The organism is Alcanivorax sp. HI0083 (genome assembly GCF_001635175.1).
In genome coordinates this window covers 1-690 of record NZ_LWFX01000794.1, presented here as the reverse complement: position 1 = coordinate 690, position 690 = coordinate 1, and the positions used below count along the sequence as shown (strand labels likewise).

General features: G+C 56.8%; 1 protein-coding gene. It reads right to left on the bottom strand.

Annotation, left to right across the window (positions count from 1 at the left end; all coding sequences use genetic code 11):
* Positions 1-84: 84 nt before the first annotated feature.
* On the bottom strand, positions 85-651 hold the full coding sequence (locus A3754_RS07690) for a hypothetical protein (protein WP_063519233.1): 567 nt from the start codon (positions 649-651) through the stop codon (positions 85-87).
* Positions 652-690: the final 39 nt, after the last annotated feature.

The following is a 690-nucleotide window of genomic DNA, read 5'->3' as shown; positions in this document are numbered from 1 at the left end:
TAGGCGGCCATGGGTGTCGCTGCTCCGATGAGTAACAGGGTAAGCCCCGCTGCGCGGGTGAGGGTGCCGAGGCACCGTTGCCGATTAGAACTGATGTACCGTTGCATGATTGCCCACTCCAAACTGGATGATTTTCCCCGAACTATTGCCCGCTGATTGCAGGATTGTTGCGGTGCTTCCCTCGATATCGTGAAGCGGGCTGTGCTGTTCAATGGATGCCCGGCTGTCCATATGACTCTGCGCTATCAGCGCGTCGTTACCCGTGCCGTACTGTGCGATGCTCGCGTCGATATCCGACCCGTTTGACTGCTCTATATCAGCTCGAGAGGACGGTGACTGATTCTGTTGGATGCTGCCTGTGGCGCTATCGGTGTGGTCTTGTGATATCCGTGCCTCGCTATGATGAGACTGCGTCTGATCGATGTTGGCGTCACTGCGGTGGCTGTGTTGCTGGCTGATTATGGCATTGACGTCATGGCTTCGGGATTGCCGAATGATTGCAAGGCTGGCGGTGCTGCTCTGTTGATAGAGGCTGGCGGTATTAATACTGCTGTGTTGTTCAATTTGCGGGGTGCTGCTGTCTGCAAGCAGGAGACAGGGAGACAGCATAAGCGCGGGAAAAAGCATCCGCAGTGCAGGCGGCAGCGCCATGACATTGTCCTCTTGGGTCCGGCCCCCGGGTTAGGCGTT

Bases quoted from the DNA above. Each gene is read 5' to 3' on its own strand.
- A3754_RS07690 (WP_063519233.1), bottom strand. From the start codon at position 651: ATGGCGCTGCCGCCTGCACTGCGGATGCTTTTTCCCGCGCTTATGCTG.